Here is a 25,380-nt window from a genome sequence, read left to right as displayed (position 1 = left end):
TAACTGCTGCAACTAAAAGTTGCTTTGGTCACTTCATCAGACATTGAAAATCAAAAATTGTTTTTGATGCTCGATGCTGTGAGTGCCCACACAGATTGCTTGATTCAAATTGTTAAAGAGCAACACAGCTTTTGGCTGCTGCGGGAGTGGCATTCTACTCAACCGCCTTCTCGAGTCAAGCCTTATTTTTACAGGCTTTTCGAGGCTATCGACCGGCTTGTTTGCGTTGCCGCTTGCCCTGTCGATGGAGGCGCATTATAGGGAGCGAATTCGTTCTGGCAACCCCTCCCCTGCAATAAAATTGCAAAAATCGGCACTTTTTTAGTTATTCATATCCAGGCACAGCTTTTATACAACCTTATCCACAGAAACAAGTCCTCAACGGCACTATAGCCGCCACACTCCATGACTCATGGCCTACTTATACGACAAATGAAGGATGACATTGCCCTACTCTGGGCTATGCAACAGAACCCCTGTCGTTTAGGCAGAGATAAACGACTTAAATATAGAGACTATTGAAAAATCATCTCTCACTTACAAAACGAGGCAGTAGAGGCAGTAGAGGCAGTAGAGGCAGTAGAGGCAGTAGAGGCAGTAGAGGCAGTAGAGGCAGTAGAGGCAGTAGAGGCAGTAGAGGCAGTATCAGAATCAACTAAAAGAAAAGCCGGGACAAGCCCGGCTTTTTCTTTTATCACTCAGCAGCTGCTTCAGCAGCGGCCGGGCGGTCTACCAGCTCAATGTAAGCCATAGGAGCGTTGTCGCCAGCACGGAAACCGCATTTCAGAATGCGAGTATAACCGCCGGCGCGCTCCAGGTAGCGCGGGCCCAGTTCATTGAACAGCTTAGCCACGATCGCGTTATCGCGAGTACGGGCAAATGCCAGGCGACGATTAGCAACGCTATCAGTCTTGGCAAGGGTGATCAGCGGTTCAACTACACGACGCAGCTCTTTTGCCTTAGGCAGAGTCGTCTTGATGATCTCATGACGAACCAGGGAGCTGGCCATGTTGCGGAACATAGCCTGACGATGGCTGCTGTTCCGGTTCAGTTGACGACCACTCAAACGATGGCGCATGACCTTATCCTTCTAACTAAATCTGTGAAACCCGTAATCTGGATTACTCGTCAGCGATGCTGGCGGGCGGCCAGTTCTCAAGGCGCATGCCAAGAGACAGACCACGGGAGGCCAACACGTCCTTGATCTCAGTCAGGGACTTCTTACCGAGGTTAGGAGTCTTAAGCAACTCAACTTCGGTACGCTGTACCAGATCACCAATATAGTGGATAGCTTCTGCCTTCAGACAGTTCGCTGAACGAACTGTCAGCTCCAAATCATCGACAGGACGCAGCAGAATCGGATCAAACTCGGGTTTCTCTTCTTTCTTCTCGGGCACGCTGACATCGCGCAGATCCACGAAGGCTTCCAGTTGCTCTGCCAGAATAGTGGCGGAACGACGGATGGCTTCTTCCGGATCCAGAGTACCATTGGTCTCCATGTCGATAACCAGCTTGTCCAAGTCGGTGCGCTGTTCCACACGTGCCGCCTCGACATTGTAGGCGATGCGAACGATGGGGCTGAACGCGGAGTCCAGCAGCAGGCGACCGATGGGACGCTCTTCATCATCGTTGTGAACACGAGCAGAAGCAGGCACATAACCACGACCGCGCTGAACTTTCAGGCGCATGCTGATCTCAGCATTTGCACCAGTCAGGTGGCAGATTACGTGCTCCGGGTTTACGATCTCGACTTCATCACCGTGAGTGATATCACCAGCGGTAACGGGGCCTGTTCCAGACTTGGTCAGGGACAGAGTTACCTCGTCCTTGCCTTCCAGCTTCACAGCGATACCTTTCAGGTTGAGCAGGATTTCAAGAATGTCTTCCTGTACACCTTCTTTGCTGCTGTACTCGTGCAGTACTCCGTCGATCTCGACTTCAGTAACCGCACAACCGGGCATAGATGACAGCAAAATACGACGCAGGGCATTGCCCAGCGTGTGGCCAAAGCCACGCTCAAGCGGCTCGAGAGTCACTTTCGCGTGAGTCGGGCTAACTTGCTCGATGTCAACTAGCCGCGGTTTAAGAAAATCTGTTACAGAACCCAGCATTGTGTCCTCTCTTTAGAAGCTAGCTTTACTTGGAGTAAAGCTCGACGATCAGCTGTTCGTTAATGTCGGCAGACAGGTCGGAACGCTCCGGCAGGCGCTTGAAGGCACCTTCCATCTTAGCAGCGTCAACCTCTACCCAAGTCGGCTTCTCGCGCTGACCAGCAACTTCCAGGGAAGCTTTGATACGCGCTTGCTTCTTAGCCTTCTCGCGAACGCAGATCACGTCCTCAGGGGATACCTGGAAAGAAGGAACATTCACAACGCGGCCGTTTACCATGATGGCTTTGTGGCTCACCAGCTGACGAGATTCAGCACGAGTGGCGCCGAAGCCCATGCGGTAGACGACGTTGTCCAGACGACCTTCCAGCAGCTGCAACAGGTTTTCACCGGTGTTACCCTTTTGACGGGCAGCGTCGCGGTAGTAGTTGCGGAACTGTTTTTCCAATACGCCGTAGATACGACGTACTTTTTGTTTCTCGCGCAGTTGCACACCGTAGTCGGACAGACGCGCTTTACGCGCACCGTGTTGACCAGGAACGGTGTCAATCTTGCACTTAGAATCAATCGCACGAACACCAGACTTCAGGAAGAGGTCGGTGCCCTCACGACGGCTAAGCTTAAGCTTAGGACCGATATATCTTGCCATCTTCTTTCTCCAACAATCCTAGACCAAGTAGCTACAGCGTTACACGCGGCGCTTCTTGGGAGGACGACAACCGTTGTGCGGGATCGGAGTCACATCAGTAATGTTAGTGATGCGGAAACCAGCCGCGTTCAGAGCGCGGATGGAAGACTCACGACCGGGACCCGGACCTTTGACCATGACTTCCAGGTTCTTCACGCCGTATTCTTTGGCGATCTCACCAGCACGCTCAGCAGCTACCTGGGCAGCAAACGGAGTGGACTTACGGGAACCACGGAAACCGGAACCACCAGAGGTAGCCCAAGACAGAGCATTGCCCTGACGGTCAGTAATGGTCACGATTGTGTTGTTGAAAGATGCATGAACGTGCGCAATACCGTCGCTCACTTGCTTTTTAACGCGCTTGCGAGCACGAGTCGGAGTTTTAGCCATTTTCTACCTTCCCGTTACTTCTTGATAGCCTTGCGCGGACCCTTACGGGTACGAGCGTTGGTCTTGGTACGTTGACCACGAACAGGCAGGCTACGACGGTGACGCAAACCACGGTAGCAACCCAGATCCATCAATCGCTTGATGTTCATGGAAATCTGACGACGCAGGTCACCTTCGACGGTGAATTTACCTACTTGTTCACGCAGATTCTCGATCTGAGCTTCGTCCAGGTCTTTAATTTTCACATTCTCAGCGATACCGGCTGCGGCACAGATGGCCTTGGAGCGGGTACGACCGACGCCATAAATAGCAGTCAGTGCAATGACTGCATGTTTATGGTCAGGAATGTTAATGCCAGCGATACGGGCCACTATTCACTCCTACATATAGTAGATAACGACCACCACAAAGCCCGTGAGCGGATACGTGGCGGTCAACCAATACACAACAAAAGTTGGCTGGCTATATTAGCCAGCACAACTATTTGTTGCAAGTACTAACCGTAAAAAATTAGCCTTGGCGCTGTTTATGCTTTGGCTCGCTGCAAATCACACGCACCACACCGTGACGCTTGATGATTTTGCAGTTACGGCAGATTGCCTTAACGGAAGCACGAACTTTCATTGCTTAACTCCGTAACTACGCCGACCTTTAGCGGCCGTAGCCCTTCAGGTTGGCCTTCCTCAGGACGTCGCCATATTGATGAGACATCATATGGGTCTGAACCTGAGCCATGAAGTCCATGATAACTACCACGATAATCAGCAGCGAGGTGCCACCGAAGTAGAACTGTACGTTCCAGGCAGTCATCAGGAACTGGGGTACCAGACAGATAAAGGTAATATAGAGCGCACCTGCCAATGTCAGGCGAGTCATAACCTTATCGATGTAACGTGCTGTCTGCTCGCCCGGGCGGATCCCCGGGATAAAGGCTCCACTCTTCTTCAGGTTATCTGCTGTCTCGCGGGGGTTGAACACCAGCGCGGTATAGAAGAAGCAGAAGAAGATAATGGCTGCTGCATAGAGCATCTCGTACAAGGGCTGACCCGGCTGCAGGACCATAGAGACCTGTTGCAGAATGTCAGCGATCTTGCCCTCGCCCTGACCAAACCAGGAGGTAATGGTACCCGGGAAGAGGATGATGCTGGATGCGAAAATCGCAGGAATCACACCGGCCATATTCACTTTCAACGGCAGGTGTGTGCTTTGCGCAGCGAATACCTGGCGGCCTTGTTGACGCTTGGCATAGTTAACGACGATACGACGCTGACCACGCTCCACGAACACCACAAAGTAAGTCACAGCGAAAACAATCAAGCCCAGCAACAACAACAGCAGGATGTGCAATTCCCCTTGACGTGCCTGTTCGGCCGTAGCGCCAATGGCATGAGGCAGACCGGCGACGATACCTGTGAAGATAATCAACGAGATACCATTACCAATCCCACGCTCGGTAATCTGTTCACCCAACCACATCAAGAACATGGTACCGGTGACCAGACTCACAACGGCTGTGAAATAGAAGCCCAAACCCGGATGAGTCACGAGTCCTTGCATCATATTCGGCAGACCTGTTGCAATACCAATGGCCTGGAACGTTCCCAAAACCAGCGTGCCCCAACGGGTATATTGGCTAATCTTGCGACGGCCGGATTCACCTTCTTTCTTGAGTTCAGCAAGAGCAGGGTGAACCACAGTCAGCAGCTGGATAATAATCGACGCCGAAATGTACGGCATGATCCCCAGTGCAAGAATAGAAGCACGCGAGAGTGCACCACCACTGAACATGTTGAACATCTCAATGATGGTGCCCTTCTGTTGTTGGAACAACTCGGCCAGTACGGCGGCGTCAATACCAGGGATCGGCACATAAGAGCCTGCACGGAACACGATAATTGCCCCGAGAACGAAGAGCAGACGGCTCTTCAGTTCGCTCAGACCACCTTGTGCTTTAACATCCAATCCTGGTTTCTTAGCCATTGTACTGATTATTCCTCGATTTTACCGCCAGCGGCCTCGATGGCTGCACGTGCACCCTTGGTGACGGACAGACCACGAACGGTCACAGCACGGTCAATGTTGCCAGACAGAACAACTTTAGCGAACACGATGTTTTTGGTAATAACACCGGCTTGCTTCAGAGTGCTCACGTCGACCACATCACCTTCTACCAGGGCGATTTCGTTCAGGCGCACTTCGGCAGAAACCAAAGATTTGCGAGAGAAGAAACCGAACTTCGGCAGACGGATTTTCAAAGGCATCTGGCCGCCTTCGAAACCGTTGCGGACCTTGCCGCCACCGGAACGAGAGGTCTGACCTTTAACACCACGACCACCGGTCTTGCCCAGACCAGAACCGATACCACGGCCCGGACGGTGCTTGACGCGCTTGGAGCCAGCGGCCGGAGACAGAGTATTCAGACGCATGCTTAGCCCTCCACCTTAACCATGTAATAAACCTGGTTGATCATGCCGCGTACGCAGGGAGTATCTTCCAGCTCAACGGTGTGACCAATGCGACGCAGACCCAGACCACGCAGAGTCGCCTTGTGCTTTGGCAGACGGCCGATAGAGCTGCGAGTTTGAGTTACTTTTACAGTGTTAGCCATGTCGCATTACCCCAGAATTTCTTCAACGCGCAGACCACGCTTGGCCGCGATCTGTTCCGGTGATTGACCGTGAACCAGAGCGTCGACAGTTGCGCGAACAACGTTGATTGGGTTGGTGGAACCGTAGGTCTTGGCCAGCACGTTGTGGATACCAGCAACTTCCAGTACGGCACGCATGGCGCCGCCTGCAATGATACCAGTACCTTGGGAGGCCGGCTTCATGAACACGGTGGAACCAGAGTGAACGCCACGCACCGGGTGGTGCAGGGTGCCGTTGTTCAGCTCAACCTTGTTCAGGTTACGCTTAGCCTGTTCCATCGCCTTTTGAATGGCGGCCGGAACTTCACGTGCCTTACCGTAACCGTAACCTACACGGCCGTTACCATCACCCACCACGGTCAACGCGGTGAAGGACATGATACGACCACCTTTAACAGTTTTCGAAACACGGTTTACTGCAATGAGCTTTTCTTGCAGTTCGCCGGCTTGAGATTCGACTTTAGCCATCTTCGACTCCTAGCTTAGAACTGAAGACCAGCGTCACGAGCAGCGGCAGCCAGAGCGGCTACACGACCGTGATACTTGAAACCGGAACGATCGAAAGATACGTTCTGAACGCCTTTGGCAATAGCACGCTCAGCGATAGCCTTACCTACAGCGGTAGCAGCATCTGCGTTACCGGTGTATTTCAGAGCTTCACTGATGGCTTTCTCTACTGTGGAAGCAGAGGCCAGAACTTCGGAACCGTTGGCTGCAATAACCTGCGCATAGATATGACGCGGGGTACGGTGAACAACCAGACGGGTAGCTCCCAGTTCCTGCATCTTTTTCCGAGCACGAGTAGCACGACGGAGACGAGCTGCTTTCTTGTCCATAGTGTTACCTTACTTCTTCTTAGCTTCTTTAGTACGCACTTGCTCGTTGGCATAGCGTACACCCTTGCCCTTGTAGGGCTCCGGAGCGCGGTAAGCACGGATATCGGCGGCGACTTGGCCAACCAGCTGCTTGTCCACACCACGCAGAACGATCTCGGTGGCGGACGGACATTCAGCGGTGACACCAGCCGGCAGCGCATGCTCTACCGGGTGAGAGAAGCCCAGTGCCAGCGCAACAGCATTGCCCTTGATGGAGGCTTTGTAACCTACACCAACCAGCTGCAGCTTGCGCTCGAAGCCTTGGGTAACACCGACTACCATGTTATTGACCAATGCACGGGCAGTACCGGCCTGAGCGTCAGCACCAGCGATGCCATCGCGCGGGGCGAACTTCAGTACATTGTCTTCTTTGGTCACTTCTACACCGGCGTGGATGGAACGAACCAGGGAACCCTTGCCACCTTTGATGGACAGTTCTTGGCCGTTCAGAGTCACCTCTACGCCAGCAGGAATAGTGACGGGTGCCTTAGCAACGCGAGACATTTCCGACCTCCTATTAAGCGACGTAGCAGATGATCTCACCACCCATGCTTGCCTTGCGGGCAGCACGGTCGGTCATCACACCTTTAGACGTGGACACGATAGCAACACCGAGACCGCCCATGACTTTCGGCAGATCAGTAGTGCGCTTGTAAATACGCAGGCCGGGACGGCTCACGCGTTGGATCAGTTCTACAACCGGCTTGCCCTGGAAATACTTCAGTTCGATTTCCAGTTCCGGTTTCACGTCACCAGCTACGTTGTAGCCAGCGATGTAACCTTCTTCTTTCAGCACTTTGGCGATAGCCACTTTCAGCTTGGAAGAAGGCATGGAAACCGCAACTTTGCTCGCCGCCTGACCGTTACGGATGCGGGTCAGCATATCCGCGATCGGATCTTGCATGCTCATAGTCTAACTCCCGAGATTCTTACCAAGAGGCCTTTTTGAGGCCCGGAATTTCGCCCTTCATGGCATGCTCACGCACCTTGATGCGAGAGAGGCCAAACTTCCGCAGGAAACCGTGCGGACGACCAGTGATGTTGCAACGGTTACGCTGGCGGGACGGACTGGAATCACGGGGCAGCTGTTGCAGTTGCAAGACAGCATCCCAACGCGCTTCTTCAGAAGCGTTCATATCAACGATGATAGCTTTCAGCTCGGTACGCTTGGTCGCGAACTTGGCTGCCAGCTTCGCACGCTTTGCTTCACGTGCTTTCATGGATGTTTTAGCCATAACCCTAACCTTACTTGCGGAATGGGAAGTTAAAGGCAGCCAGCAGAGCACGGCCTTCTTCGTCGGTATTCGCGGAAGTGGTGATGGTGATATCCAGACCACGGACGCGATCGACCTTGTCATAGTCGATTTCCGGGAAGATGATTTGCTCACGCACGCCCATGGAGTAGTTACCACGGCCATCGAACGCCTTGGCGTTCAGACCACGGAAGTCACGGATACGCGGTACGGAGATGCAAATCAGCCGTTCCAGGAACTCCCACATACGCTCGCCACGCAGGGTTACTTTACAACCTATCGGGTAGCCTTCACGAATCTTGAAGCCCGCAACAGATTTGCGTGCTTTGGTGATCAGCGGCTTCTGACCGGAAATGGCAGCCATATCGGCAGCAGCATTTTCCAGCAATTTCTTGTCAGAGATCGCTTCACCAACACCCATGTTCAGGGTGATTTTCTCGATCCGAGGGACTTGCATGATAGTCTTGTAACCGAACTGCTTGGACAGTTCATTTACTACATCGGATTTGTAGTAATCATGCAGTTTCGCCATCGTTAAACTCCAATTACTTCACAAGTTCGCCGGTGGATTTGAAGAAACGGACTTTCTTGCCGTCTTCAATCCGGAAACCAACGCGGTCAGCCTTGCCAGTGGCAGAGTTGAACAGCGCGACGTTAGATACATCGATGGGGGCTTCTTTGGTGACGATGCCGCCAGCCTGACCCAGTGCGGGTGCCGGCTTTTGGTGTTTCTTCACCTGGTTGATGCCTTCCACGATTACCTTACCTTTTGCAATCAGGACTTGAGTGACTTTGCCACGCTTGCCCTTGTCTTTGCCGGTAAGAACAATTACTTCGTCTTCGCGACGGATTTTAGCTGCCATCGTTCGACTCCTTACAGTACTTCGGGTGCCAGGGACACAATCTTCATGAACTTCTCGTTACGGAGTTCACGGGTCACCGGGCCAAAAATACGAGTACCGATTGGCTGTTGGTTGTTGTTAAGCAACACAGCCGCATTGTTGTCGAAACGGATGACAGAGCCGTCCGGACGACGAACGCCTTTACGGGTGCGTACGACCACCGCGTTATACACATCACCTTTCTTCACTTTACCGCGAGGAATGGCTTCCTTGATGGAAACCTTGATGATGTCGCCGATGCCGGCATAACGGCGGTGCGAACCACCCAGAACCTTAATACACATTACACTGCGAGCGCCGGAGTTGTCGGCAACACCCAGCATACTTTGCATCTGGATCATCTTAGTGCTCCGCTTTGTTTACTTCTTATCCCTGATGGGATCTGGCTGCCTTCAAAAGGCGCGAAACTATAACACAGCTATTTTTGAAAAGGTAGCCTAAAAAACAAACGGCCCCGATGGGGGGCCGTTTGGGCTAAAAAGTACCGAATTAGGCCTTTTCTACGACAGCAACCAGGGTCCAGGACTTGGTCTTGGACAGCGGGCGGCACTCGCGGATTTCCACGAGATCGCCAGCCTTGCACTCGTTGTTCTCGTCATGCACGTGCAGCTTGGTAGTGCGCTTGATGATCTTACCGTAGATCGGGTGCTTTACCTTGCGCTCGATAGCGACGGTGATGGACTTGTCCATCTTGTCGCTAATTACACGACCTTGCAGAGTACGGATCTTGTCAGTCATTACGCACCTGCCTTCTCAGTCAGTACAGTCTTGATACGTGCGACGTCACGACGCACTTGTTTCAGAGTGTGAGTCTGAGCCAGCTGGCCGGTGGAAGCTTGCATGCGCATGTTGAATTGCTCACGCAGCAGACCCAGCAGCTCCTGGTTCAGTTCTTCGACGCTCTTTTGACGCAGATCTTGGGCTTTCATCACATCACCGTCTTAATTACGAAAGTGGTCTGAACAGACAGCTTAGCTGCGGCCAGGGCAAACGCTTCACGCGCCAGAGCCTCAGGTACACCATCCATCTCGTACAGAACCTTGCCAGGCTGGATCGGGCAAACCCAGTATTCCACGTTACCCTTACCTTTACCCATACGAACTTCGAGGGGCTTTTCGGTGATGGGCTTGTCCGGGAACACACGGATCCAGATCTTGCCTTGACGCTTAACGTGACGGGTCATGGCACGACGGGCTGCTTCGATTTGACGAGCAGTCAGTTGACCACGAGATGTCGCCTTCAGGCCAAAGGTACCGAAGGATACTTCGTTACCGGCATTGGCCAGACCGCGGTTACGACCCTTGTGGGTCTTGCGGAATTTAGTACGCTTAGGTTGCAACATTTACCGAATCTCCTTACTTGGCAGCGCGGCGCTTGTTGTCACGCTTGGGCTTCGCAGGAGCTTGCTCTTGAGCAGCGGCAGCATTGACTGCAGCCAGACCGCCCAGAACTTCGCCCTTGAAGATCCAAACTTTAACGCCGATCACACCGTAAGTGGTGTGGGCTTCAGAAGTTGCGTAGTCGATGTCGGCGCGCAGGGTGTGCAGGGGCACACGACCTTCACGGTACCATTCGGTACGCGCGATTTCAGCACCGCCCAGACGACCGGAAACTTCCACTTTGATGCCCTTGGCACCCAGGCGCATGGCGTTCTGTACGGCGCGCTTCATAGCACGACGGAACATTACGCGACGCTCCAGCTGGGAAGTGATGCTGTCGGCAACCAGTTTGCCATCCAGCTCCGGCTTGCGGACTTCGGAAATGTTGATCTGAGCAGGCACGCCAGCGATTGCGGCTACAGCTTTGCGCAGTTTTTCAACGTCTTCGCCTTTCTTGCCGATCACGACACCCGGACGAGCGGTGTGAATGGTCACACGGATGCTCTTGGCCGGACGCTCGATAGTGATCTTGGACAAGGAAGCGTTTTTCAGCTCCTTGGTCAGGAACTGGCGTACTTGGAAATCGCTGTACAGGTTGTCAGCGAAGTCTTTGGTGTTCGCGAACCAGGTAGAATTCCAAGGCTTGGTAATACCCAGGCGAATGCCATTAGGATGTACTTTCTGACCCATTGCTTATCTCCCAGCCTTAGCGTCGGATACCACTACAGTGATGTGAGCGGTACGCTTGAGGATACGATCCGCGCGACCTTTGGCACGCGGGCGGATGCGCTTCATGGAGGGACCTTCGTCTACCATGATGGTGGCAACACGCAGGGTGTCGATATCGGCACCTTCGTTGTGCTCAGCGTTGGCAATGGCAGATTCCAGCACTTTCTTCACCAGAACAGCAGCCTTTTTCGGACTGAAGGTCAGGATGTTCAGAGCCTTGTCTACGGACAGACCACGTACTTGATCGGCTACCAGACGAGCTTTCTGGGCAGAAGTACGGGCATAACGGTGTTTAGCGATAGCTTCCATCATTTATCCCTTAGCGCTTCTTAGCCTTCTTATCAGCAGCATGGCCGCGATAAGTACGAGTCGGTGCGAATTCACCCAGTTTGTGACCGATCATTTCTTCGGTAACGAAAACCGGAACGTGCTGACGACCATTATGGACAGCGATGGTCAAACCGATCATGTTCGGGATGATCATTGAACGACGGGACCAGGTCTTAACCGGCTTTTTATCCCCGCTTTCCACCGCTTTCTCTACCTTCTTCAGCAAGTGCAGGTCGATAAATGGACCCTTCTTGAGAGAACGTGGCATGGTGATTCCTCTATGTTAACAATTACTTGTTACGACGACGTACGATGTACTTGTCGGTACGCTTGTTCTTACGGGTCTTGAAGCCCTTAGCCTTCTGGCCCCATGGGGACACAGGCTGCATGCCCTTGTTACGACCCTCACCACCACCGTGCGGGTGATCAACCGGGTTCATCGCCATACCGCGAACGGTCGGACGAATACCACGCCAGCGGTTAGCACCGGCTTTACCCAGTTGACGCAGCATGTGCTCGGAGTTACCCACTTCACCGATGGTAGCGCGGCACTCGGCCAGAACTTTACGTACTTCGCCGGAACGCAGACGCAGAGTTACATAGTTACCTTCACGAGCCAGGATCTGGATGAAAGTACCAGCGGAACGAGCCAGCTGGGCACCTTTACCAGGCTTCATCTCAACGGCGTGAACGGTAGAACCGACCGGGATGTTGCGCATCGGCAGGGTGTTACCCACCTTGATGGCAGCATCAGCACCAGAGGCGATTGCATCACCAGCTTTCAGGCCTTTCGGAGCCAGGATGTAACGACGCTCACCGTCTGCATACAGCACCAGGGCGATGTTTGCGGTACGGTTAGGATCGTATTCCAGACGCTCAACTTTGGCCGGAATGCCGTCTTTGTCGCGCTTGAAGTCGATCAGACGGTAGTGTTGCTTGTGACCACCACCGATGTGACGAGTGGTGATACGACCGTTGTTGTTACGGCCACCGGACTTGCTTTTGCTGTCCAGCAGAGCGGCGAAGGGCTTGCCCTTGTACAGCTCTTGGTTGACGATCTTGACGACGTGGCGGCGGCCCGGAGAAGTAGGCTTGCACTTAACGATTGCCATTTTTCAGAACTCCTCTTACTCGGCTGCGCCCATGAAGTCGATGTCCTGACCAGCTTTCAGGGTCACATAAGCCTTTTTCCAATCGGAACGACGGCCTACGCGTGCACCTGCGCGCTTGGTCTTACCCTTCATGTTCAGGGTACGGACGGTCTCAACTTCGACCTCGAACAGTTTCGCAACTGCAGCTTTGACTTCCGCCTTGGTGGCATCAACAGCAACTTTGAACACGATAGTGTTCTGCTTTTCTGCGACCATGGTGCTCTTTTCAGAGATGTGCGGAGCCTTCAGAACTTTCAGCAGACGCTCTTCACGGATCATGCCAGCATCTCCTCGATTTGCTTAACTGCGTCAGCAGTCATCAGAACCTTGTCGAAAGCGATCAGGCTGACCGGGTCGATACCGGCAACGTCACGCACGTCAACTTTGTACAGGTTACGAGCAGCCAGGAACAGGTTCTCATCGACTTCAGCAGTCACGATCAGAACGTCAGTCAGTTCCATTTCTTTCAGCTTGGCGATCAGTTCTTTGGTCTTCGGCGCTTCGATGCCGAACTTCTCAACAACGATCAGGCGCTCTTGACGTACCAGCTCGGACAGGATGCTACGGATAGCGCCGCGGTACATCTTCTTGTTTACTTTCTGGCTGTGATCTTGCGGCTTAGCAGCAAAGGTCACACCACCGGAACGCCAGATGGGCGAACGGATGGAGCCAGCACGGGCACGACCAGTACCCTTCTGACGCCACGGCTTTTTGCCGCCACCAGACACTTCAGAGCGAGTCAGCTGCGCACGAGTACCCTGACGGGCACCAGCGGCATATGCAACGACAACCTGGTGAACCAGAGCTTCGTTGAATTCGCGCCCGAAGGTAGTCTCGGAAACTTCAAGAGCGCTCTTGGCGTCTTTCATTACCAATTCCATTACTATCTCCTCAGACGTTACGCTTTGACGGCAGGTTTGACGATCACGTTGCCGTTGGTTGCACCCGGTACTGCGCCTTTGATGAGCAGCAGGTTGCGTTCAGCGTCAACACGAACCAGTTCCAGGTTCTGAGTCGTTACACGCTCAGCACCCATGTGACCAGCCATCTTCTTGCCCTTGAATACACGGCCCGGGGTCTGGTTTTGACCGATGGAGCCAGGTACACGGTGGGACAGGGAGTTACCGTGGGTCATATCCTGGGTACGGAAGTTCCAGCGCTTAACAGTACCGGCAAAACCTTTACCCTTGGATGTGCCGGTAACGTCTACCAGCTTAACGTCAGCGAGAAGATCTACTTTCAGCTCGCTACCAACAGTGAAAGTTTCACCGTTGTTCAGGCGGAATTCCCACAGACCGCGACCGGCTTCTACACCAGCTTTGGCGAAGTGGCCAGCTTCCGGCTTGGTTACGCGGCTGGCTTTCTTGGCGCCAGTGGTAACCTGAATAGCGTTGTAGCCGTCGGTTTCTACAGATTTGACCTGAGTTACACGGTTAGCTTCAACTTCGATAACAGTCACCGGGATAGAAACGCCATCTTCAGTGAAGATGCGAGTCATACCCACTTTGCGACCTACAAGACCGATTGTCATTGTTATCAACCTCTTTCCGTAATTAACCCAGGCTGATCTGGACGTCTACACCAGCTGCCAGATCCAGACGCATCAGAGCGTCTACGGTCTTGTCAGTCGGCTCAACGATGTCTACCAGACGCTTGTGAGTGCGGATCTCGTACTGATCACGCGCGTCTTTGTTGACGTGCGGGGAGATCAGAACGGTGAAACGCTCTTTGCGAGTCGGCAGCGGGATAGGACCGCGAACCTGCGCGCCAGTGCGCTTAGCAGTTTCAACGATTTCCGCAGTGGATTGATCGATCAGGCGATGATCAAAAGCCTTCAGGCGGATACGGATTCTTTGGTTCTGCATTGACAGAGCTCCAATAGATAAAAGAACATAAATCAACACCGCCCGACCGGGACTACTCCCGCCAGAGGTGTGATTTTTCACGTTTCCTCCCATATCGGGAGGACTGTATGGCTGGCAACTCGTAAACGGGAAGCTCAGCAAGCAGACATATCGTCTGGCTGCCTCATGGGCAAGCGGAGGGGATTATACGGATTTTTTCCACTCACGCAAGTGAAGGCGGACAGATTGTGCGCAATGTTGTGTGGCAGATGGATCTCCAGGCGATCAAATCATCGCCATCGGCGAGACGGTAACGACAATGTTGCAAACAGGCTGATAGACTGCGCCCTCGCCCCAGTTTGCGGAACGCATCCCATGCTCAAGAATCAGAAGAAAGCCTACCAGTACGGGCTCTGTGCCGTCGCCCTCTGGTCCACGGTGGCCAGCGCCTTCAAGATCTCCCTCGCCTACTTTGAACCGGTACAGCTGCTGCTGGTCGCGGCCTGCACCTCGACCCTGACCCTGGGGTGCATCGTGGCCTGTCAGGGCAAACTGCCGCTACTGCTCGACTACATCAAGAGTCGCCCCCTCTACTACCTCGCTCTCGGGGTCCTGAACCCCTTCCTCTATTACCTGCTGCTGTTCAAGGCATATGATCTGCTGCCCGCCCAGCAGGCACAGACTCTCAACTACACCTGGGCCATCACCCTCAGCCTGCTGGCCGTTCCCTTCCTCGGTCAAAAGCTGCGCCGCCGCGATGGCGTCGCCATCGTGCTCGGCTATTTCGGCGCCCTGGTGATCGCCACCAGGGGGGACGTGTTCGGTCTACAGTTCGACAGCCCCCTCGGCGTCACGCTGGCGCTGGTGTCGACCCTGATCTGGGCCGGTTACTGGATCCTCAACACCCGCAATCAGGGGGATCCCGTCGTCAGCCTGCTGCTCGGCTTCCTCATCAGCCTGCCCTTCATCGTCGTGGCGACCTGGTTGCTCTCGGACTTTGCCATGACCGCCTGGCAGGGATGGGCTGGCGCCATCTATGTGGGGCTGTTCGAGATGGGCTTCGGTTTCGTGCTCTGGCTGATGGCCCTGCGCCACGCCACCAACACGGCCCCCATCAGCAACCTCATCTTCATCTCGCCGTTTGCCTCTCTGGTGCTGCTCAACCTGTTGATCGGCGAAACCATTCACCCGGCAACCCCCATCGGGTTGGCTCTCATCGTCGCCGCCCTGCTTATCCAGCAACTCAAATATGGCAAGCGCTACCGCAAGGTGAGCGACCCCCACCCCTGACAGACAAAAGGGCGCATCTCTCGATACGCCCTGCTTTCAATCCATCCACTCTAGCGGCTGGTTCTTGGGTAGCCGGATCTCCACCTGCAAGCCCCCCAGTTCGGAGCGCCCCAACCTGATGGTGCCGTGATGCTGGGAGACTATCTTGGCAACGATGGCCAGCCCCAGCCCGCTGCCGCCACCGGTGCGCGCCACATTACCCTGGGTGAAGGGCTTGAGCACCCGGGAGTAGTCCTCTTCGGCAATCCCCGGGCCATTGTCGGAGAGTCGCAGCCGCACCCAGTGGCCATCATCCCTGAGCTCGGCCTGCAACCGAGTCGCACCATAGCGCAGGGAGTTGCCCGACAGATTGTTGAGGATACGGCGAATGCTGATGGGATGGCAGGCCACACGCACCGCCTCCTCCGGCAGGAGCAGCTCCACTTCCAGTCCCTGATCGGTCTGCATCAGCAACGCATCGTGAATGAGCTGGGTCAGGTCGACGGGCCGGGCATCGAGCCCCTCGTTCGGGCGAATGTAGTCGATGAACTGATCGATGATGCCGTTCGACTCATCGATGTCCGCATTGATGCTCTCCTTGAGGTACTCATCCCCCGAGGACATCATCTCGGTCGCGAGACGAATGCGGGTAAGAGGGGTGCGCAAATCGTGGGATACCCCGGCCATCATCAGGTTGCGCTCCTCGATCAGCCCCTTTATGGAGCTCGACATGTGGTTGAAGGTGCGGGTCAGGCGGCGCACCTCCCGCGAGCCCTGCTCCCCCAGGGCATCGGGAAAGTTGCCGCGCGCCACCGCCACGGCCCCCGCTTCCAGATCCTCCAGCGGTCGCACCAGCTGACGGGCAAAACGCCACGCTGCAAACAGGGTCACCACCAGCAAGACGCTCATATAGAGGATGAGCGGTTCGATGTCGTCATCTTCAATTTCAGTCAGGGGAATGCGCACCCACATCTGGCTGGCCTGGGGAGGCTGGATCCAGATGATGTAGTGATCCTGGATTTCAACTCTGACCCTGGTATCCCCTTTCAATTCGCGGCTGATGCTCTGCTCCAGATAGGGGTAGGGCTTGGAATCATTCAGCCCGTGCTGCTCCGCCTCGCTCTGGGTATAGATGTCGCTGCCAGTGGTCACATAGACCAGCGCCTCGGCATCTTCACTGAGCGCCAGCTGGTTGTTGTCCACCGGAAAGATGAGTTTGACCTGGTTTGCCAGCAGGTGGCTGATCTGCTTGACGGTCGGCGCCAGCAGGTAGTTGTAGAAGGTAACGTAGGAGACGACTTGATAGACCACCAGCACGGCAGCCAGAAACCAGAGCATACGGGAGAACATGCTGCCCACTTTCTTCATGCGTTCTCACCGTCCGGTACGAACACATACCCCAGACCCCAGACGGTCTGCAGATAGCGAGGCTGGGCCGGGTCCTGTTCCAGCAGGCGGCGCAGGCGGGAGACCTGCACATCAATGCTGCGCTCGGTGGCCGTGTACTCGCGACCACGGGCCAGGTTCATCAGCTTGTCACGGGAGAGCGGTTCGCGAGGATGACTCACCAGCACCTTGAGCACGGCGAACTCCCCGCTGGTCAGGGCAACCGGTTCGCCATCACGGCTCAGTTCACGGGTCGCCAGATTGAGCTGGTAGGCCCCGAAACTTACCATCTTCTCCGCCGCGGAAGGGGCGCCGGGCAGCTCCACGGTATGGCGGCGCAGCACGGCGCGGATCCGGGCCAGCAGCTCACGGGGGTTGAACGGCTTGGGCAGATAATCGTCGGCCCCCATCTCCAGACCGACGATGCGATCCACTTCGTCCCCCTTGGCGGTGAGCATCAAGACAGGGATCTGGTTGCCGGCCTCGCGCAGGCGGCGGCAGATGGAGAGGCCGTCTTCCCCCGGCAGCATCAGATCAAGCACCATCAGGCTGAAGTTTTCACGCGTCAGCAGGCGATCGGCCTGCTCCCCGTTGGCGACACCTCGCACTACAAACCCCTGCTCGGTGAGGTAGCGCTCCAGCAAGGAACGCAGTTTCAGATCGTCGTCCACCACCAGGACCTTGTATTGCTGACTCATTGCCACCTCTCTTTTCTGTCTCCCCTCATACTAGAGCCGCCCCCTGCAACCACAAAGCATAAATATGTTACCGGTTATTGCCCTCATTCGGCCCCGTAGCCGGGAAGGATGGATGGCCAGCTCTGCTTTTTGCTCGACAGCGCGGCGACAATGACTAAGATCCCGAGCAACCGGATGCAATTGGCGAGGGAGTGATAACTCCATGAAAACCAAACTCATTACCCGTGAAGGCTACACCAGGCTCCGGCAGGAGCACGACATGCTCTGGCGGGAGGAGAGGCCCGATGTCACCAAAAAAGTGGCCTGGGCGGCGAGCCTGGGTGATCGCAGCGAGAATGCCGATTACCAGTACAACAAGAAACGCCTGCGGGAGATCGACCGCCGGGTTCGCTACCTGCGCAAGTGCCTGGAAGAGCTGACCATAGTCGACTACTCCCCCTCCCAGGAGGGCAAGGTCTTCTTCGGCGCCTGGGTCGAGGTAGAAAACGACGAGGGTGAGACCAAGCGCTTTCGCATCGTCGGCTATGACGAGATCTTCGGCCGCAAGGATTACATCTCCATCGACTCCCCCATGGCCCGTGCCCTGCTCAAGAAAGAGGTGGGCGATGAAGCCTTGGTGCAAACGCCAGTGGGTGACGCCTGCTGGTACGTCAATGAGATCAGCTATCCCAAATAAGCCAGGCCGACCCTGACTGCCAAATCGGCTGACAAGGCCAGGAGAGACCGAGCATGTCCGCCCACCGGGTATGAGAAACGTCATTTCTACCGGGGTGGCATCCCGCTGCCCGACCCCATATAGTGCTCACACCCGGCGCCTTGCGGCGCCAACCGGCCCGCGCGGCAGTGGCCTGGCAGGTATCTAAAGTATCGCCAGGACAGACCCCCCTGTTCGGCGACATAGCCCCACGCTGGCCAGTTAGACAGGACCCGACCAAGAGACCCTCGATGCAAAGCCACGTAATAGAACATCAGATCGCCGGTGAGCTGAATGCCCGCCCGGAACAGGTGCAGGCAGCCGTTCGCCTGCTGGACGAAGGCGCGACCGTTCCCTTCATCGCCCGTTACCGCAAAGAGGTGACCGGCGGTCTGGACGACAGCCAGCTGCGTACCCTGGAGAGCCGCCTCGGCTACCTGCGTGAACTGGCGGATCGCCGCCAGGTGATCCTGCGCTCCATTGAAGAGCAGGGCAAACTGACCCCCGAGCTGGCCCGCGAGCTGAACGATGCCGACAGCAAGACCCGGCTGGAAGACCTCTACCTCCCCTACAAGCCCAAGCGGCGCACCAAGGGGCAGATGGCCATCGAGGCGGGGCTGGAGCCACTGGCGGATTTGCTGCTGGGTGACCCCATGAAGGATCCCGAGCAAGAGGCGGTTCGCTTCCTCAATGCCGAGCAGGGGATCACCGACGGCAAGGCCGCCCTCGACGGTGCCCGTTACATCCTGATGGAGCGCTTCGCCGAGCAGGCCGATCTCCTTGAGAAGTTGCGGGACTACCTGTGGCACAACGCCACCCTGCGTGCCCGCGTGGTGGCCGGCAAGGAGCAGGAAGGGGCCAAATTCAAGGACTACTTCGAACACGACGAACCCCTGCACAAGGCCCCCTCCCACCGGGTGCTGGCCATGTTGCGCGGCCGCAACGAGGGGATCCTCAACCTGGCGCTGGTCACCGGCGAGGATGAGGGTACCAGCCCCTGCGAAGGGATCATTGCCCATCACCTCAGACTCAACCTGCAACACCGCCCGGCCGACAAGTGGCTGCAGGGGGTGGTGAGCTGGACCTGGAAGATCAAGCTCTCCCTGCAGATGGAAACCGAGCTGATCGGCCGTATCCGCGAGTCAGCGGAGGAGGAGGCGATCAAGGTGTTCGCCATGAACCTCAAGGATCTGCTGATGGCGGCACCGGCCGGCATGCGCTGCACCATGGGGCTGGATCCCGGCATCCGCACCGGGGTCAAGGTGGCGGTGGTGGATGCCACCGGCAAGCTGGTCGATCACGCGACCATCTATCCGTTCGAACCCAAACGCCAGGTTGACCAGAGTCTCAAGACCCTGAGCGAGCTGTGCCAGAAGCACAAGGTCGAGCTCATCAGCATCGGCAACGGCACCGCATCCCGGGAAACCGACCGCCTGGTGAGCGATCTGTTCGAGCGCTACCCGGCCGCCAAGGCACAGAAGATAGTAGTGAGTGAAGCGGGGGCATCGGTCTACTCCGCCTCCGAGCTCGCCTCTCAGGAATTCCCGGATCTCGACGTCTCCATTCGCGGCGCCGTCTCCATCGCCCGCCGGTTGCAGGATCCCCTGGCCGAGCTGGTCAAGATCGATCCCAAGAGCATCGGTGTGGGCCAGTACCAGCACGATGTCGGCCAGAGCCAGCTGGCCCGCCGCCTCGACGCGGTGGTCGAGGATTGCGTGAACGCGGTGGGGGTGGATGTGAATACCGCCTCGGTCGCCCTGCTCAACCGGGTTTCCGGCCTCTCCCAGACCCTGGCGCAGAACATCGTCGCCTACCGCGACGAGAACGGCGCCTTCAAGAGTCGTCAGCAGTTGCTGAAAGTTGGCCGACTCGGGCCCAAGGCATTCGAGCAATGCGCCGGCTTCCTGCGCATTCGGGGCGGCAGCAACCCGCTGGACGGCTCGGCGGTGCACCCGGAATCCTACCCGGTGGTGGAGCGGATCCTCGCCAAGCTGGAGCAGACCGTGGACAGCCTGCTCGGCAACAGCAGCCTGCTGCGCACCCTCAAGCCCACCGACTACACCGACGAGCAGTTCGGGGTGCCTACCGTCACCGACATCATCGGCGAGCTGGACAAGCCTGGCCGCGACCCGCGTCCCGAGTTCAAGACCGCCACCTTCAAGGAAGGGGTGGAGAAAATCAGCGATCTGGTGCCCGAGATGGTGCTGGAGGGTGTGGTCACCAACGTCACCAACTTCGGCGCCTTCGTCGACATCGGCGTCCATCAGGACGGGCTGGTGCACATTTCTTCCCTCACCGATCGCTTCGTCAAGGATCCCCGCGAGGTGGTCAAGGCCGGTGACATCGTCCGGGTCAAGGTGCTGGAAGTCGACGTACCGCGCAAACGCATCAGTCTGACCATGCGTCTGGATGAAAAAGCCGGCCAGCCTGCACGCAAACCGGCCGAGCCGCGTCACACCGGCAACGCCCGACCGAAACAGGCGCCCCGTCAGAGCGCTCCGACCGAGGGTGCCATGGGCAACGCCTTCGCGGCTGCCCTGTCGAAACTGAAGAAATAAGCCCCCAGAATGCAAAAAAGCCCCGAAAGGGGCTTTTTCATGCCTGCACGGAGCGGGATCAAACGTCCTGACTCAGGCTATGCGGGGAGGCTGGCCTCACCGCTTGCTGATAGTGCCTGGCAATCACCTGGTTTCGATTGTCCATATAAGCACCGAGCGGGCCTGTGGTTTCCTGCCTGAGGGTCATCAGATCCTTGCGGGCCTGTGCCTCCTTGCCAGAGGCGGCGCGGGCCACACTCATGTCTTGTGACGATGGTTCATCGGGAGCCAGTGCAGCGGCACGCACCTGCTGCATCTTGGCGATGGTCGCGGCGGGATCCCCGGGAATGGTCCCCGTGTCGATGACCACCTCCCCCCCGGTGGCATAACGCTTGCCATCCGGCCCACGGGAAAACTGGTAGGTAGGGCTCCCCGCATGCTCGCCGCCGGCTGCCTGGTGAGCCTGTTCGTGCTTGCGAACTTCGAGATCCCGTTCGACCAGCGCAGCCACCTGACGCTGCTGCTTTTGCTGCTCCTGCTGTTCACCCTCCTGACGTTGTCGACGCTCCCCCTCCTCCCCCGTTGCCTCGACAAAACGGTGCGCCACCATCACGGGGCCGGTCTGGCCGTTCTCTTTCGTGGACGAGGATGGGGCGGCGGGATTGGCCTGGGCGGCCCGGGATCTCTCTTTCTGGGAACCGACGCCGGACTCGGCGTTGGACGCCTCACTCTGGCGGCTGGGGGGCACCAGTTCTGCGCGGCGGTTGTCAGTCTGTGCCGATTCCGTCTGCGGCTGCAGTTGATTCGGAATGATGGTCGGCAGACTGACGTTGATGTTCATGTCACACCCGGATATCGATCAGGGTGCCCAGCATGTCGCTGGCCGTCTGGATCACCTTGGCGGATGCCCCGGCATGCAGCTCGGCCACCTTGAGATTCACCAGTTCATCCGGTAACTGCACCTGATCACCCGCTGGCGTATTGAGACGGGCGATCTGGCTGGAAGCCTGGCCCGCCAACTGCTCGGCCCGTTGGAACCCCTGCACGCCCGCCGTCATGGCTGATTCGATACGCATTGGCACACTCCTCTGTAGGGTTGGCTAATTATCCATCAACCTGACGAGTTATTGAAGCCTGCCGCTCAAATCTCAGTCAATGAACTGCCGCAGGAGGGTGATGAACTGCTCTGGATGGGAGATGAAGGGAGCATGGGATGCCTTCTCCAGCACCAGACTGTGGCTAGCAGGGTAACTCGCATCCAGCAAGGGAATGGCGGCCTTCGGCACCAGGGTATCCAGCCTGCCGTAAAGACGCAGCCAGGGCAGATCCAGGCCGATCAGTTCATCCCGCAGATCGACCTCGGCCAGCAGGCCCAGACCCGCCTCCAGGGCCGCAAGCCGGGGAGCGGGTCGCTCCGCCAGCCAGTGACGCAACTGGCGAATGTCGTTTCTGGCGTGCTCGCTGCCCATGGCCTGGATCGCGAGGAAGCGCTCTATGGTCTGCATGAAGTCGCCGGCCAGCATCTGGTTGAACCCCGCCAGCACCTTGGGGGCAATCCCGGGCCACTCGTCGCGGGCCATAAAGCAGGGAGAGCTGGCTACGGTAATGAGAGAGTGAAGGCGCTCAGGCATGGTCAGCGCCAACTGGCTCGCCACCAGACCACCGAGGGACCAGCCGAGCAGATGGCATTTTTCAGGCAATATGGCCGCCACCTGCTCTGCCAGCCAGGGCAGGGTGTAGTCTGTCCCTGCTTGCAGGGGGCTGTTGCCAAAGCCGGGCAGGTCCACCAGATGCAGCCGATAGTGGGCAGCCAGTTCTTGGGCAATACCGTGCCAGACGGCCCCGTTCATGCCCCAGCCATGCAACAACACCAGGTCCGGGCCCTGGCCAAACCGCTCAACCGATACGCTCATCTAGACTCAAGATCCCTGTTTATCTGCTTGGAGCCTGCATGTTAAAGCGGCTGCTCGCCAAAGCAAGTCCGATCCTTGGCACCCAGTCCGACTGGCTCGGTCTGTGCCTGCTCTGTCGCCAACCCTGTGACGAGACGCCCTTGTTGTGCTCCTGGTGCCGCCACGCCCAGCGCCAGCACGACAGACGATGCCTGATGTGTGCAGCACCGCTGCCGGAGCAACATCGCGAGAGCGAACTGCTGTGCGGACGCTGCCAGCGCAGACCCGCCCCCTGGGAGCGTTTGCAGGTGATCGGCGATTATCAGGCACCTTATCCCCAACTCATCCCCCGGCTGAAGTATTCCGGTCAGATCCTGCTCGCGCCGCTGCTTGCCCGCCTGCTGGCAGACCATCTGGACCTCGCCAACCCACCGCAGGTCATCATTCCGGTTCCCCTGCACTGGTGGCGCCAGTGGTGGCGCGGCTTCAATCAGGCAGAAGAAATCGGCCATGCCCTGAGCGCACTCACCGGCATTCCTTGCGACACCCGCGTACTGCGCCGGACAAGGTCGACCCCGCAACAGACCCGGCTCAGTGCCGGCCAGCGGCGACGCAATCTGCGTGGCGCCTTCGAAATAGAACCTCACCACTACCGGCATGTGGCACTGCTTGATGATGTGGTCACCACGGGCGCCACCGCAGGTCAGCTCACCCGGTTGCTTCATGAGCACGGCGTCACCACGGTAGAGGTGTGGGCCATCTGCCGTACCCTCCGACACCTGAAATAACCGGGCTGGGATCCGGCCCGGGAGTCCGCTGGCGGCATGATTCCGATACGCCCGGGCTCACAGGCTCGCCATCGGCACGCTACCCAAGCCCCGCCAAGCGAGTTATCATGAATACCCTAGTCGTACACTCAGGTTTATGAGGATAGTGATGATCAGCATTTCCGACACCGCCCAGGCCCACTTCCGCAAGTTGCTGGAGAAGCAGCCTGATGGCACCAACATCCGGGTGTTTGTGGTCAATCCGGGAACCCAGAATGCCGAGTGCGGCGTATCCTATTGCCCACCCGACGCGGTCGATCCGGAAGATCAGCACCTGCCCTTCAGCGGCTTCGACTGCCTGGTCGATCCCCTGAGCGCCCCCTTCCTGGTGGATGCCACCATCGATTTCGTCACCGATCAGATGGGCTCCCAGCTCACCCTGAAAGCCCCCAACGCCAAGATGCGCAAGGTGGCCGACGACGCCCCGCTGATCGACCGTATCGAGTACGTGTTGATGTCCGAGGTGAACCCCATGCTGGCCGGTCACGGCGGCAAGGTCACCTTGGTCGAGCTGACCGACGACAAACTGGCCATCCTGCAGTTCGGCGGCGGTTGCAACGGTTGCTCCATGGTCGACTACACCCTGAAAGAGGGGATCGAGAAGCAGTTGCTGGAGAAATTCCCGGGCGAACTCAACGGCGTGAAAGATGCCACCGAGCACCAGCGCGGCGATCACTCCTACTACTGATTTGCTGCCGCTGTCGCAAAGACATGCGGCAAAGAAAAGGCCCCGCCAGTTGGCGGGGCCTTTTGCATGCTGCGGCTGGCAGAAGATCACTCGTCCTTCTTGTCTCGCGACAGCAGGGCGATGGCCGCCTCTTTCGGATTCTTGCCTTCGTAGAGCACCTTGAAGATCTGTTCGCAGATGGGCATCTCGACGCCACAGCGGGCCGCCAGCAGATGCACCTCCTTGGTGTTGCGATAGCCTTCCACCACCTGGCCTATCTCGGCCATGGCGGTGTCAACCGACTTGCCCGCTCCCAGCGCCAGACCGAAACGGCGGTTGCGCGACTGGTTGTCGGTACAGGTCAGCACCAGATCCCCGAGCCCCGCCATCCCCATGAAGGTCTTGGCGTCGGCCCCGAGGGCGGCGCCCAGACGCTGCATCTCCACCAGGCCCCGAGTGATGAGCGCAGTTCTGGCGTTGGCCCCAAAGCCGAGTCCGTCGGAGAGACCGGCACCGATGGCGATGACGTTCTTGACCGCCCCGCCCAGCTGCAGACCGATGAAGTCCGGATTGGTATAGACCCGGAACGAGCGGCCGCAGTGCAGCAGGTGGGAGAGATCGTCGGCAAAGTCGTCGTGGGTCGAGGCCACCGAGATGGCGGTCGGCAGACCGGCGGCCAGCTCGCGGGCGAAGGTCGGGCCCGAGATGACCGCCAGTGGAATGGCATCCCCCAGCACCTCCCGCGCCACCTCTTGCAGCAGACGGCCGCTATCCGGCTCCAGCCCCTTGGTGGCCCAGGCGATCCGGGTATCCGGGCGCAGGAAGGGTTTGACCTGGGCCAGTACCTGGCCGAACACATGGCTCGGCACCACCAGCAGCAGCACGGGAGCGGCTTGCACCGCCGCCTGCAGATCCGACGTCAGTTGCAGATCGGCCGGGAAGGGGACATCCGGCAAGAATGCCTTGTTGCAGCGATCCTGTTCCAGCTCGGCGACATGGGCAGGGTCGTGACCCCACAGCAGGGTCGGATGACCATTGCGCGCCAGAGAAATGGCAAGGGCGGAGCCATAAGACCCCGCCCCCAGGACCGAGATTGCGATCTGGTCGGCCATTA

General features: G+C 57.3%; 39 protein-coding genes. 5 read left to right on the top strand and 34 right to left on the bottom strand.

Annotated elements, in window-relative coordinates:
* Positions 1-694: 694 nt before the first annotated feature.
* The 28 genes from rplQ to rpsJ form a co-directional block, all read right to left on the bottom strand.
* The gene (gene rplQ / locus ACNPAA_RS08215) at positions 695-1,078 is read right to left on the bottom strand and encodes a 50S ribosomal protein L17 (RefSeq protein ID WP_005307999.1); all 384 of its coding nucleotides are present in this window, start codon (positions 1,076-1,078) and stop codon (positions 695-697) included.
* 43 nt (positions 1,079-1,121) lie between these two features.
* Positions 1,122-2,111, bottom strand: a complete 990-nt coding sequence (locus tag ACNPAA_RS08210; RefSeq protein WP_005307997.1) for a DNA-directed RNA polymerase subunit alpha — start codon at positions 2,109-2,111, stop codon at positions 1,122-1,124.
* A gap of 25 nt (positions 2,112-2,136) precedes the next feature.
* Positions 2,137-2,757 (bottom strand): 30S ribosomal protein S4, encoded by a 621-nt coding sequence (rpsD, locus tag ACNPAA_RS08205; RefSeq protein ID WP_010672568.1) that lies wholly within the window; start codon positions 2,755-2,757, stop codon positions 2,137-2,139.
* A 39-nt stretch (positions 2,758-2,796) separates the two neighbouring features.
* Positions 2,797-3,186: a 30S ribosomal protein S11 gene (gene rpsK, locus ACNPAA_RS08200; RefSeq protein ID WP_005319702.1), complete on the bottom strand. Its 390-nt coding sequence runs from the start codon at positions 3,184-3,186 to the stop codon at positions 2,797-2,799.
* A gap of 14 nt (positions 3,187-3,200) precedes the next feature.
* Entirely contained in the window at positions 3,201-3,557 is a 357-nt protein-coding gene (rpsM, locus tag ACNPAA_RS08195; protein WP_024944692.1) for a 30S ribosomal protein S13, read from the bottom strand.
* A gap of 139 nt (positions 3,558-3,696) precedes the next feature.
* Positions 3,697-3,810 (bottom strand): 50S ribosomal protein L36, encoded by a 114-nt coding sequence (rpmJ, locus tag ACNPAA_RS08190; RefSeq protein ID WP_005319705.1) that lies wholly within the window; start codon positions 3,808-3,810, stop codon positions 3,697-3,699.
* A gap of 27 nt (positions 3,811-3,837) precedes the next feature.
* The gene (secY, locus tag ACNPAA_RS08185) at positions 3,838-5,166 is read right to left on the bottom strand and encodes a preprotein translocase subunit SecY (protein WP_010672567.1); all 1,329 of its coding nucleotides are present in this window, start codon (positions 5,164-5,166) and stop codon (positions 3,838-3,840) included.
* An 8-nt stretch (positions 5,167-5,174) separates the two neighbouring features.
* On the bottom strand, positions 5,175-5,612 hold the full coding sequence (gene rplO, locus ACNPAA_RS08180) for a 50S ribosomal protein L15 (protein ID WP_005307987.1): 438 nt from the start codon (positions 5,610-5,612) through the stop codon (positions 5,175-5,177).
* A 2-nt stretch (positions 5,613-5,614) separates the two neighbouring features.
* On the bottom strand, positions 5,615-5,794 hold the full coding sequence (rpmD, locus tag ACNPAA_RS08175) for a 50S ribosomal protein L30 (RefSeq protein WP_005307985.1): 180 nt from the start codon (positions 5,792-5,794) through the stop codon (positions 5,615-5,617).
* 6 nt (positions 5,795-5,800) lie between these two features.
* Positions 5,801-6,301, bottom strand: coding sequence for a 30S ribosomal protein S5 (rpsE, locus tag ACNPAA_RS08170; RefSeq protein ID WP_005340605.1), 501 nt, complete (start codon positions 6,299-6,301; stop codon positions 5,801-5,803).
* Between the two features lie 14 nt (positions 6,302-6,315).
* Positions 6,316-6,669: a 50S ribosomal protein L18 gene (gene rplR / locus ACNPAA_RS08165; RefSeq protein ID WP_010672566.1), complete on the bottom strand. Its 354-nt coding sequence runs from the start codon at positions 6,667-6,669 to the stop codon at positions 6,316-6,318.
* A gap of 9 nt (positions 6,670-6,678) precedes the next feature.
* Positions 6,679-7,212 carry a 50S ribosomal protein L6 gene (gene rplF / locus ACNPAA_RS08160; protein ID WP_010672565.1) on the bottom strand — a complete coding sequence of 178 codons (534 nt, stop codon included), beginning with the start codon at positions 7,210-7,212 and terminating at the stop codon, positions 6,679-6,681.
* 13 nt (positions 7,213-7,225) lie between these two features.
* Positions 7,226-7,618, bottom strand: coding sequence for a 30S ribosomal protein S8 (gene rpsH, locus ACNPAA_RS08155; RefSeq protein ID WP_010672564.1), 393 nt, complete (start codon positions 7,616-7,618; stop codon positions 7,226-7,228).
* Between the two features lie 19 nt (positions 7,619-7,637).
* Complete coding sequence (gene rpsN, locus ACNPAA_RS08150; RefSeq protein WP_005331161.1) at positions 7,638-7,943, bottom strand: 30S ribosomal protein S14; 306 nt, start codon at positions 7,941-7,943, stop codon at positions 7,638-7,640.
* Between the two features lie 10 nt (positions 7,944-7,953).
* Positions 7,954-8,493 carry a 50S ribosomal protein L5 gene (gene rplE, locus ACNPAA_RS08145; protein ID WP_005331162.1) on the bottom strand — a complete coding sequence of 180 codons (540 nt, stop codon included), beginning with the start codon at positions 8,491-8,493 and terminating at the stop codon, positions 7,954-7,956.
* Between the two features lie 13 nt (positions 8,494-8,506).
* Positions 8,507-8,824, bottom strand: coding sequence for a 50S ribosomal protein L24 (gene rplX / locus ACNPAA_RS08140; RefSeq protein WP_201871944.1), 318 nt, complete (start codon positions 8,822-8,824; stop codon positions 8,507-8,509).
* A gap of 11 nt (positions 8,825-8,835) precedes the next feature.
* Positions 8,836-9,204, bottom strand: a complete 369-nt coding sequence (rplN, locus tag ACNPAA_RS08135) for a 50S ribosomal protein L14 (RefSeq protein WP_005307975.1) — start codon at positions 9,202-9,204, stop codon at positions 8,836-8,838.
* Between the two features lie 148 nt (positions 9,205-9,352).
* A complete protein-coding gene (gene rpsQ, locus ACNPAA_RS08130; protein WP_005307966.1) occupies positions 9,353-9,601 on the bottom strand; it encodes a 30S ribosomal protein S17 in 249 nt (82 codons plus the stop codon).
* Positions 9,601-9,792 (bottom strand): 50S ribosomal protein L29, encoded by a 192-nt coding sequence (gene rpmC, locus ACNPAA_RS08125; RefSeq protein WP_005307965.1) that lies wholly within the window; start codon positions 9,790-9,792, stop codon positions 9,601-9,603. The genes rpsQ and rpmC overlap by 1 nt, the downstream gene beginning before the upstream one ends.
* On the bottom strand, positions 9,792-10,205 hold the full coding sequence (rplP, locus tag ACNPAA_RS08120) for a 50S ribosomal protein L16 (RefSeq protein ID WP_010672562.1): 414 nt from the start codon (positions 10,203-10,205) through the stop codon (positions 9,792-9,794). The genes rpmC and rplP overlap by 1 nt, the downstream gene beginning before the upstream one ends.
* A gap of 13 nt (positions 10,206-10,218) precedes the next feature.
* Entirely contained in the window at positions 10,219-10,932 is a 714-nt protein-coding gene (gene rpsC / locus ACNPAA_RS08115; protein ID WP_005331168.1) for a 30S ribosomal protein S3, read from the bottom strand.
* Between the two features lie 3 nt (positions 10,933-10,935).
* Positions 10,936-11,280: a 50S ribosomal protein L22 gene (gene rplV / locus ACNPAA_RS08110; protein WP_010672561.1), complete on the bottom strand. Its 345-nt coding sequence runs from the start codon at positions 11,278-11,280 to the stop codon at positions 10,936-10,938.
* A 10-nt stretch (positions 11,281-11,290) separates the two neighbouring features.
* Positions 11,291-11,569, bottom strand: a complete 279-nt coding sequence (gene rpsS, locus ACNPAA_RS08105; RefSeq protein ID WP_005307960.1) for a 30S ribosomal protein S19 — start codon at positions 11,567-11,569, stop codon at positions 11,291-11,293.
* A gap of 22 nt (positions 11,570-11,591) precedes the next feature.
* Complete coding sequence (gene rplB, locus ACNPAA_RS08100; protein WP_010672560.1) at positions 11,592-12,413, bottom strand: 50S ribosomal protein L2; 822 nt, start codon at positions 12,411-12,413, stop codon at positions 11,592-11,594.
* Positions 12,414-12,428: 15 nt separating this feature from the next.
* A complete protein-coding gene (gene rplW / locus ACNPAA_RS08095) occupies positions 12,429-12,731 on the bottom strand; it encodes a 50S ribosomal protein L23 (RefSeq protein WP_005307955.1) in 303 nt (100 codons plus the stop codon).
* Positions 12,728-13,333, bottom strand: a complete 606-nt coding sequence (gene rplD, locus ACNPAA_RS08090) for a 50S ribosomal protein L4 (protein WP_005340616.1) — start codon at positions 13,331-13,333, stop codon at positions 12,728-12,730. Before rplD ends, rplW begins: the two co-directional genes overlap by 4 nt.
* 17 nt (positions 13,334-13,350) lie before the next feature.
* Positions 13,351-13,983: a 50S ribosomal protein L3 gene (gene rplC, locus ACNPAA_RS08085; RefSeq protein ID WP_010672559.1), complete on the bottom strand. Its 633-nt coding sequence runs from the start codon at positions 13,981-13,983 to the stop codon at positions 13,351-13,353.
* Positions 13,984-14,005: 22 nt separating this feature from the next.
* Positions 14,006-14,317: a 30S ribosomal protein S10 gene (gene rpsJ, locus ACNPAA_RS08080; protein WP_005307944.1), complete on the bottom strand. Its 312-nt coding sequence runs from the start codon at positions 14,315-14,317 to the stop codon at positions 14,006-14,008.
* 354 nt (positions 14,318-14,671) lie between these two features.
* On the opposite strand from rpsJ, the gene ACNPAA_RS08075 reads away from it, so the two are divergent.
* Positions 14,672-15,586 carry a DMT family transporter gene (locus ACNPAA_RS08075; protein ID WP_103244087.1) on the top strand — a complete coding sequence of 305 codons (915 nt, stop codon included), beginning with the start codon at positions 14,672-14,674 and terminating at the stop codon, positions 15,584-15,586.
* A 36-nt stretch (positions 15,587-15,622) separates the two neighbouring features.
* On the opposite strand, the gene envZ is transcribed toward ACNPAA_RS08075, so the two are convergent.
* Together envZ and ompR are read right to left on the bottom strand one after the other, a co-directional pair.
* Positions 15,623-16,933 carry a two-component system sensor histidine kinase EnvZ gene (gene envZ, locus ACNPAA_RS08070; protein ID WP_010672557.1) on the bottom strand — a complete coding sequence of 437 codons (1,311 nt, stop codon included), beginning with the start codon at positions 16,931-16,933 and terminating at the stop codon, positions 15,623-15,625.
* The gene (gene ompR, locus ACNPAA_RS08065) at positions 16,930-17,649 is read right to left on the bottom strand and encodes a two-component system response regulator OmpR (RefSeq protein WP_010672556.1); all 720 of its coding nucleotides are present in this window, start codon (positions 17,647-17,649) and stop codon (positions 16,930-16,932) included. The genes envZ and ompR overlap by 4 nt, the downstream gene beginning before the upstream one ends.
* Before the next feature lie 202 nt (positions 17,650-17,851).
* Between ompR and greB the strand changes: the two genes are divergently transcribed.
* Together greB and ACNPAA_RS08055 are read left to right on the top strand one after the other, a co-directional pair.
* Positions 17,852-18,325 (top strand): transcription elongation factor GreB, encoded by a 474-nt coding sequence (gene greB, locus ACNPAA_RS08060; protein WP_045522388.1) that lies wholly within the window; start codon positions 17,852-17,854, stop codon positions 18,323-18,325.
* A 269-nt stretch (positions 18,326-18,594) separates the two neighbouring features.
* A complete protein-coding gene (locus tag ACNPAA_RS08055; RefSeq protein ID WP_103244086.1) occupies positions 18,595-20,901 on the top strand; it encodes a Tex family protein in 2,307 nt (768 codons plus the stop codon).
* A 58-nt stretch (positions 20,902-20,959) separates the two neighbouring features.
* Here the strand turns inward: ACNPAA_RS08055 and ACNPAA_RS08050 are convergent, their stop codons facing one another.
* From ACNPAA_RS08050 to bioH, 3 genes are all read right to left on the bottom strand, one after another.
* Positions 20,960-21,721 carry a putative metalloprotease CJM1_0395 family protein gene (locus ACNPAA_RS08050; protein WP_103244085.1) on the bottom strand — a complete coding sequence of 254 codons (762 nt, stop codon included), beginning with the start codon at positions 21,719-21,721 and terminating at the stop codon, positions 20,960-20,962.
* Between the two features lies 1 nt (position 21,722).
* Positions 21,723-21,956, bottom strand: coding sequence for a hypothetical protein (locus tag ACNPAA_RS08045; protein WP_010672552.1), 234 nt, complete (start codon positions 21,954-21,956; stop codon positions 21,723-21,725).
* 72 nt (positions 21,957-22,028) lie between these two features.
* On the bottom strand, positions 22,029-22,793 hold the full coding sequence (gene bioH / locus ACNPAA_RS08040) for a pimeloyl-ACP methyl ester esterase BioH (protein WP_103244084.1): 765 nt from the start codon (positions 22,791-22,793) through the stop codon (positions 22,029-22,031).
* 38 nt (positions 22,794-22,831) lie between these two features.
* Between bioH and ACNPAA_RS08035 the strand changes: the two genes are divergently transcribed.
* Together ACNPAA_RS08035 and nfuA are read left to right on the top strand one after the other, a co-directional pair.
* Positions 22,832-23,560 carry a ComF family protein gene (locus tag ACNPAA_RS08035; protein WP_103244083.1) on the top strand — a complete coding sequence of 243 codons (729 nt, stop codon included), beginning with the start codon at positions 22,832-22,834 and terminating at the stop codon, positions 23,558-23,560.
* 148 nt (positions 23,561-23,708) lie between these two features.
* Complete coding sequence (gene nfuA / locus ACNPAA_RS08030; protein ID WP_010672549.1) at positions 23,709-24,287, top strand: Fe-S biogenesis protein NfuA; 579 nt, start codon at positions 23,709-23,711, stop codon at positions 24,285-24,287.
* Positions 24,288-24,373: 86 nt separating this feature from the next.
* Here the strand turns inward: nfuA and gpsA are convergent, their stop codons facing one another.
* A complete protein-coding gene (gene gpsA, locus ACNPAA_RS08025; RefSeq protein WP_043153517.1) occupies positions 24,374-25,378 on the bottom strand; it encodes an NAD(P)H-dependent glycerol-3-phosphate dehydrogenase in 1,005 nt (334 codons plus the stop codon).
* Positions 25,379-25,380 lie beyond the last annotated feature (2 nt).

It is taken from the genome of Aeromonas sp. PS2Canimalfood6, assembly GCF_048276795.1.
In the GTDB taxonomy this organism is placed as follows: domain Bacteria; phylum Pseudomonadota; class Gammaproteobacteria; order Enterobacterales; family Aeromonadaceae; genus Aeromonas; species Aeromonas caviae.
This window is presented reverse-complemented; position numbering and strand designations above follow the sequence as displayed.

Coding starts and splice junctions, on each gene's coding strand:
- bioH (WP_103244084.1), bottom strand. CDS start 22,793: ATGAGCGTATCGGTTGAGCGGTTTGGCCAGGGCCCGGACCTGGTGTTG.
- secY (WP_010672567.1), bottom strand. CDS start 5,166: ATGGCTAAGAAACCAGGATTGGATGTTAAAGCACAAGGTGGTCTGAGC.
- rpsS (WP_005307960.1), bottom strand. CDS start 11,569: ATGCCACGTTCTCTCAAGAAGGGTCCATTTATCGACCTGCACTTGCTG.
- rplQ (WP_005307999.1), bottom strand. CDS start 1,078: ATGCGCCATCGTTTGAGTGGTCGTCAACTGAACCGGAACAGCAGCCAT.
- ACNPAA_RS08055 (WP_103244086.1), top strand. CDS start 18,595: ATGCAAAGCCACGTAATAGAACATCAGATCGCCGGTGAGCTGAATGCC.
- rpsC (WP_005331168.1), bottom strand. CDS start 10,932: ATGGGTCAGAAAGTACATCCTAATGGCATTCGCCTGGGTATTACCAAG.
- rpsN (WP_005331161.1), bottom strand. CDS start 7,943: ATGGCTAAAACATCCATGAAAGCACGTGAAGCAAAGCGTGCGAAGCTG.
- rplR (WP_010672566.1), bottom strand. CDS start 6,669: ATGGACAAGAAAGCAGCTCGTCTCCGTCGTGCTACTCGTGCTCGGAAA.
- rpsQ (WP_005307966.1), bottom strand. CDS start 9,601: ATGACTGACAAGATCCGTACTCTGCAAGGTCGTGTAATTAGCGACAAG.
- ACNPAA_RS08045 (WP_010672552.1), bottom strand. CDS start 21,956: ATGCGTATCGAATCAGCCATGACGGCGGGCGTGCAGGGGTTCCAACGG.
- rplC (WP_010672559.1), bottom strand. CDS start 13,983: ATGACAATCGGTCTTGTAGGTCGCAAAGTGGGTATGACTCGCATCTTC.
- rpsJ (WP_005307944.1), bottom strand. CDS start 14,317: ATGCAGAACCAAAGAATCCGTATCCGCCTGAAGGCTTTTGATCATCGC.
- rpsK (WP_005319702.1), bottom strand. CDS start 3,186: ATGGCTAAAACTCCGACTCGTGCTCGCAAGCGCGTTAAAAAGCAAGTG.
- rplF (WP_010672565.1), bottom strand. CDS start 7,212: ATGTCTCGCGTTGCTAAGGCACCCGTCACTATTCCTGCTGGCGTAGAG.
- rpmD (WP_005307985.1), bottom strand. CDS start 5,794: ATGGCTAACACTGTAAAAGTAACTCAAACTCGCAGCTCTATCGGCCGT.
- rplE (WP_005331162.1), bottom strand. CDS start 8,493: ATGGCGAAACTGCATGATTACTACAAATCCGATGTAGTAAATGAACTG.
- rpsH (WP_010672564.1), bottom strand. CDS start 7,618: ATGAGCATGCAAGATCCGATCGCGGATATGCTGACCCGCATCCGTAAC.
- ACNPAA_RS08075 (WP_103244087.1), top strand. CDS start 14,672: ATGCTCAAGAATCAGAAGAAAGCCTACCAGTACGGGCTCTGTGCCGTC.
- rplW (WP_005307955.1), bottom strand. CDS start 12,731: ATGATCCGTGAAGAGCGTCTGCTGAAAGTTCTGAAGGCTCCGCACATC.
- rpsE (WP_005340605.1), bottom strand. CDS start 6,301: ATGGCTAAAGTCGAATCTCAAGCCGGCGAACTGCAAGAAAAGCTCATT.
- rplB (WP_010672560.1), bottom strand. CDS start 12,413: ATGGCAATCGTTAAGTGCAAGCCTACTTCTCCGGGCCGCCGCCACGTC.
- rpmJ (WP_005319705.1), bottom strand. CDS start 3,810: ATGAAAGTTCGTGCTTCCGTTAAGGCAATCTGCCGTAACTGCAAAATC.
- ACNPAA_RS08210 (WP_005307997.1), bottom strand. CDS start 2,111: ATGCTGGGTTCTGTAACAGATTTTCTTAAACCGCGGCTAGTTGACATC.
- rplV (WP_010672561.1), bottom strand. CDS start 11,280: ATGGAAGCTATCGCTAAACACCGTTATGCCCGTACTTCTGCCCAGAAA.
- rpsD (WP_010672568.1), bottom strand. CDS start 2,757: ATGGCAAGATATATCGGTCCTAAGCTTAAGCTTAGCCGTCGTGAGGGC.
- nfuA (WP_010672549.1), top strand. CDS start 23,709: ATGATCAGCATTTCCGACACCGCCCAGGCCCACTTCCGCAAGTTGCTG.
- rplO (WP_005307987.1), bottom strand. CDS start 5,612: ATGCGTCTGAATACTCTGTCTCCGGCCGCTGGCTCCAAGCGCGTCAAG.
- rplP (WP_010672562.1), bottom strand. CDS start 10,205: ATGTTGCAACCTAAGCGTACTAAATTCCGCAAGACCCACAAGGGTCGT.
- ACNPAA_RS08050 (WP_103244085.1), bottom strand. CDS start 21,721: ATGAACATCAACGTCAGTCTGCCGACCATCATTCCGAATCAACTGCAG.
- ACNPAA_RS08035 (WP_103244083.1), top strand. CDS start 22,832: ATGTTAAAGCGGCTGCTCGCCAAAGCAAGTCCGATCCTTGGCACCCAG.
- gpsA (WP_043153517.1), bottom strand. CDS start 25,378: ATGGCCGACCAGATCGCAATCTCGGTCCTGGGGGCGGGGTCTTATGGC.
- rplX (WP_201871944.1), bottom strand. CDS start 8,824: ATGGCAGCTAAAATCCGTCGCGAAGACGAAGTAATTGTTCTTACCGGC.
- greB (WP_045522388.1), top strand. CDS start 17,852: ATGAAAACCAAACTCATTACCCGTGAAGGCTACACCAGGCTCCGGCAG.
- rplN (WP_005307975.1), bottom strand. CDS start 9,204: ATGATCCAGATGCAAAGTATGCTGGGTGTTGCCGACAACTCCGGCGCT.
- ompR (WP_010672556.1), bottom strand. CDS start 17,649: ATGAGTCAGCAATACAAGGTCCTGGTGGTGGACGACGATCTGAAACTG.
- envZ (WP_010672557.1), bottom strand. CDS start 16,933: ATGAAGAAAGTGGGCAGCATGTTCTCCCGTATGCTCTGGTTTCTGGCT.
- rplD (WP_005340616.1), bottom strand. CDS start 13,333: ATGGAATTGGTAATGAAAGACGCCAAGAGCGCTCTTGAAGTTTCCGAG.
- rpmC (WP_005307965.1), bottom strand. CDS start 9,792: ATGAAAGCCCAAGATCTGCGTCAAAAGAGCGTCGAAGAACTGAACCAG.